Source organism: Streptomyces sp. SID5785, from assembly GCF_009870065.1.
GTDB lineage: Bacteria > Actinomycetota > Actinomycetes > Streptomycetales > Streptomycetaceae > Streptomyces.
In genome coordinates this window covers 1-4,584 of record NZ_WWIA01001089.1, presented here as the reverse complement: position 1 = coordinate 4,584, position 4,584 = coordinate 1, and the positions used below count along the sequence as shown (strand labels likewise).

Genomic DNA, 4,584 nt, shown 5'->3' with positions numbered 1-4,584 from the left:
TGCCACCGTCCAGCCGGTCAGTCGTCCCGTCATCGTGCACACTGCCTCTCACCGGGGAGATCCGCCCCGGAATCCGTGGAGGTGGCGACGGCGTGAGTCTCCTGGCTCTCGGCGCACGGCCGATCACAGTGGCGGGACCGCGCCGGATTCACACCGGCTTCCTCTGTCCGTCGTCGCCCAGAACGCCGGTCATCCTCTCACGCGGCCGCAAGGCCGGATCCGGGACATCGACCGCCCCACAACAAGACGAGACGAACCGTCTTGCCAAGACGCCGTCCCCCGTGTACCGTCCTGCTCATGGGAACTCTGTGATGACAGCCCGCGCCACCGCGTAGAGCGACGCTCCGCCGTAGGCGCACCGCGACCTGTTCGTCACCACCCCGAGGGGGCTTGTCCCTTGCGCACCCATACCGCCGACTCCGCCCGTCCCACCCGTACCCGCGCCGCTGCCGGTACCGGCGACACCCAGCTCTCCGTGCACGACCTGACCAAGCGTTACGACGAGAGGCCGGTCCTCGACCGCGTCACCTTCTCCGTCCGCCCCGGCGAGAAGGTCGGCGTGATCGGTGACAACGGCTCGGGGAAATCCACCCTGTTGGGGCTGCTGTCCGGCACGATCCGCCCGGACGACGGCGACGTGACGGTGACCGCCCCCGGCGGCACCGGACTGCTCGCGCAGGCCCTCGACCTGCCGGCCGGTGCGACCGTCCAGGACGCCATCGACCTGGCGCTCGCCGAACTCCGCGCTCTGGAGCGCCAGTTGCGCAGCGACGAGCTTCTGCTCCAGACGGCCGAAGGGGGCGCCCTCGACGCGGTTCTCGCCGCGTACGAGGGCCGCCTCGCCCGGTACGAGGCGCGCGACGGCTACCGGGCCGAGGCGCGCGTCGAGATCGCCCTGCACGGCCTCGGCCTGCCCGGACTGGAGCGCGGCCGCGCCCTCGGCACGCTCTCCGGCGGGGAGCAGTCTCGGCTCGCGCTCGCCGCGACGCTCGCGGCCGGTCCTGAACTGCTGCTGCTCGACGAGCCGACCAACGATCTGGACGACCGGGCCGTCCGCTGGCTGGAGGCGCACCTGCGCGACCACCGGGGCACCGTCGTCGCGGTCACCCATGACCGCGTGTTCCTGGAGAACCTGACCGACACGATTCTGGAGGTGGCCGAAGGGGGCGTCACCCGCTACGGCGACGGATACGACGGATACCGCAGGGCGAAGGCCGCCGAACGCAGCCGCCGCCTCGAGGAGTACGAGCAGTGGCGCGACGAGCTCGCCCGCAGCCGGCGGCTGGCGGAGTCGAACGCGGTGCGTCTCGGCGCGATCCCGCGCAAGGCGCCCCAGGCGCAGTTCGGACACGGCGCGTTCCGCGCCCGGTCCCGCGGCCACGGGGCGACGGTCCGCATCCGTAACGCGAAGGAGCGGGTCGCCCGGCTGACCGCGCGCCCCGTGCAACCGCCGCCCGCACCGCTGGTGTTCAGCGCGACGGCGCTCACCGCGACGCCGCCGGACGGCGCACCCGCTCCGGCGGCGGGTCCGGCGCCGGAGTCCGGGGCGCCGCCCGCGGCCGCCCTGACGGACGTCCGTGTCGGGGACCGTCTCGACCTGCCCCGGCTCGTGCTCCGATCCGGCGAACGCCTGCTGGTCACGGGGCCCAACGGCGCGGGCAAGTCGACCCTGCTCGGGGTTCTGGCCGGGGAGGTGCGGCCGGAGCGCGGGACGGTCCGGGTACCCGGCCGGGTGGGCATCCTGCGCCAGCGGCACACGCCGTGGCCCGCGGGCTTCAGCGTGCTGCGCGCCTTCACCCACGACCGGCCGGGGGTGCTGGAGGAACAGCGCGCCCAGCTGCTCTCCCTCGGCCTGTTCCGGCCGTCCGATCTGCGGCTGCGGATCGGTGAACTGTCCTACGGGCAGCGGCGCCGGATCGAACTGGCCCGGCTGGTCACCCGCCCGGTCGACCTGCTGCTCCTGGACGAGCCGACGAACCATCTCGCGCCCGCGCTGGTCGAGGAGCTGGAGGAGGCCCTCACGTCCTACGAGGGTGCGCTGGTGATCGTCACGCACGACCGGCGCCTGCGCGAACGGTTCGCGGGCCGGCGTCTCGTGCTGGCGAACGGGAGGCCCGTCACGGACGGGTGACGGCGCCCGCGATTCCGGGCCGCGGTCGGAAGCTCAGGCTCCGGGCCGCGGCTACGTGCTCAGGCTCCGGGCCGCGGCCAGGTGCTCCGGCTCCGGGCCGCGGCTACGTGCTCCGGCTCCGGGCCGCGGCTAGGAGCGCTCCGGAACCGGGGACCCGGTCGGTGCCGCACCGGCGACCGGCTCGTCGGTCCGCACCCCGTGACGCGGCGTCACGCGGAGGTGGAGCGCGGCGAGCAGCAGGCACAGGAGGGCCATGACGGTCCACAGCACGGCGGGTCCCGCCGCGGCCAGGACGCGGGTCGCCAGCAGCGGGGCCAGGGTCGCGGCGACACCCCATCCCGTCCCGAACACGGCGAGGTAGCGGCCGGTACCGCCGCGCGGAGCGAGGCTCGTGACCAGGGCGTACACCCGGCCCATGATCAGGAGGTCGCCGAGACTCCACACGGCCGCCGAGGCGAGCAGGGCCGGGAGCGAGTGCGCCAGGGCGTACCCGGCCAGGCCCGCCGCCAGCAGGAGGTGGCCGAGAGCGAGCGCGACCGGCGCGGCGAGCCGGGCGGTCCGGCGCAGCCGGATCAGCGGCTGCGCCAGGATCGTGGTGGCCGCGGCGGCGGTGAACAGCAGCCCCGCGTCGGCGGCGGGCCGCCCCTGCCGGGCCAGGGCGAGGGGCAGGGCCAGCACGGTCTGCTGGTTGATCAGCGCGTAAGCCGTGCCGGTGGCGAGAAGGCTCAGCAGGGCCCGGTCTCGCAGCGGGCGGACGACGGCGCTCGCGTGCTCCGCCCCGCCGCCCGGCGCTGCGGGCCGGTCACCGGGCAGCGCGAGGTGGACCAGGAGCGCGCACCCCAGGCAGGTCACGGCGTCGGCGACGAAGAGCCAGCGCAGGTCCCACCGCCCGAGCAGCGCGGCGAGCAGCCCCGCACCCGTTCCGCCCGCCGCGAGCGCGGCGCTGAACAGGCTGAAGGTCCGCACGCGTTGGCGCTCCGGCACCGACTCGCCGATGATCGCCTGGCTCGGCGGCTCGTAGAGCTCGAAGGCGAGTCCGAGGAGGACGGCGGCGGCGACCGCCCAGGCGAGCGACGACGAGGCGGCGATCGCCAGTTGCGCCACGGCGCACCCGACGAGCCCGAGCACGATGGTGGCGCGCCGCCCGATCCGATCGGCCAGCCCTCCCCCGGCCAGGCGCGACGGGATGGTCGCGAGCCCGAAGGCGGCGGCGACCAGCCCCGCAGTGGTCAGGTCCGCCCCGTAGTCGCTGGAGATGAGCGCGGTGAGGAAGGGGAGGGAGAAGGCCCCGAGCTGGTTGACGACCCGCGCGAGCAGGAGCAGACGGACGGCGCGGGGCAGCGGTTCCGGGCGCAGCACGAGAACTCCCGTCACTGGTGAAGTGTGTAATGTCGGTGACGAGACCGTACGCAAGCGAAAGGTAACTGGTCAAGTGCTGTTCGACAGTCACATGCGAGCGCTGCTCGACGCCTCGGTCGCGCTGGTCAACGCGCTGACCGACGGCGAGGCCCGCGGCCGCCCCTACGCCGCTCCCGAGGGCGTCGAGCGCGTCGAGGCGGTCCGCGCCGCGCTGGGCGCCGGCGCCGACCTGACCTCCGGTGAGGCCGCCCACCTCGCCCGCACCGCCCGGGCCCTGCGCACCGTGTTCGAGGCCGTGGCCGACGACGACCTCGACACCGCCGCGCCCGCGCTCAACGCACTGCTGCGCGAGACCGGCGCCCGCCCCCAGCTCGACCGGGCGCCCGGCGAGCCCTGGCAGGTCCACTTCCACGGCTCCGAGGACTCCTACGCGGTCGGCTGGAGCGCCGGCTGCGCCACGGGCCTCGCCATGGCCCTCGGCGGCGACTACGCCGGCCGCCTGGGAGTCTGCGCCGCCCCCCGCTGCGACCGCGTGTACGTCGACGTCTCGCGCAACGCGGGCCGCCACTTCTGCTCGACGGCCTGCCAGAACCGCGTGAAGGCGGCGGCCTTCCGCGCACGGCGCACCGGTACGGACGACTGAGCGGCCTCGCGCACCGTGCCGCCACCGACTTCACTGACTCCACTGCCGCCCCCGACTCCGCTGCCTCCGCCGACTCCGCCGACGAAACGGGCAGAGGCCCGGCGTACGCTCCGGCCATGACCGTTTACGACGCAGTAGAGATCGATCGCCTCCAGGGCGGCCCCGCAGATGTCGCCCAGTACCTCGGCAAGGCCGTCCTCATCGTCAACGTCGCCTCCAAGTGCGGCCTGACGCCGCAGTACGGCGCGCTCGAGGAGCTCCAGGAGCGGTACGCGGAGCGCGGTTTCACCGTCCTCGGCGTGCCCTGCAACCAGTTCATGGGGCAGGAGCCCGGCAGCGCCGACGAGATCGCGGAGTTCTGCTCGGCCACGTACGGCGTGACCTTCCCCATGACCGAGAAGGTCGAGGTCAACGGCGACGGCCGGCACCCCCTGTACGCCCGCCTGACCGG

At 74.5% G+C, this 4,584-nt stretch carries 4 protein-coding genes and 1 riboswitch; of the genes, 3 read left to right on the top strand and 1 reads right to left on the bottom strand.

Going from position 1 to position 4,584, the window contains the following annotated elements; translation table 11 throughout:
* Window positions 1-73 precede the first annotated feature (73 nt).
* Window positions 74-203: riboswitch (cobalamin riboswitch) on the bottom strand.
* A gap of 272 nt (window positions 204-475) precedes the next feature.
* Entirely contained in the window at window positions 476-2,131 is a 1,656-nt protein-coding gene (locus GTW43_RS35105) for a TlrC/CarA/OleB/SrmB family ABC-F type ribosomal protection protein (protein WP_161306019.1), read from the top strand.
* Between the two features lie 129 nt (window positions 2,132-2,260).
* Here the strand turns inward: GTW43_RS35105 and GTW43_RS35100 are convergent, their stop codons facing one another.
* Entirely contained in the window at window positions 2,261-3,505 is a 1,245-nt protein-coding gene (locus tag GTW43_RS35100) for an MFS transporter (protein WP_343246213.1), read from the bottom strand.
* Window positions 3,506-3,563: 58 nt separating this feature from the next.
* On the opposite strand from GTW43_RS35100, the gene GTW43_RS35095 reads away from it, so the two are divergent.
* Together GTW43_RS35095 and GTW43_RS35090 are read left to right on the top strand one after the other, a co-directional pair.
* Window positions 3,564-4,133 (top strand): CGNR zinc finger domain-containing protein, encoded by a 570-nt coding sequence (locus GTW43_RS35095; protein ID WP_343246212.1) that lies wholly within the window; start codon window positions 3,564-3,566, stop codon window positions 4,131-4,133.
* Between the two features lie 116 nt (window positions 4,134-4,249).
* The coding region (locus tag GTW43_RS35090; protein ID WP_161306016.1) for a glutathione peroxidase at window positions 4,250-4,584 on the top strand (335 nt) is incomplete at its 3' end.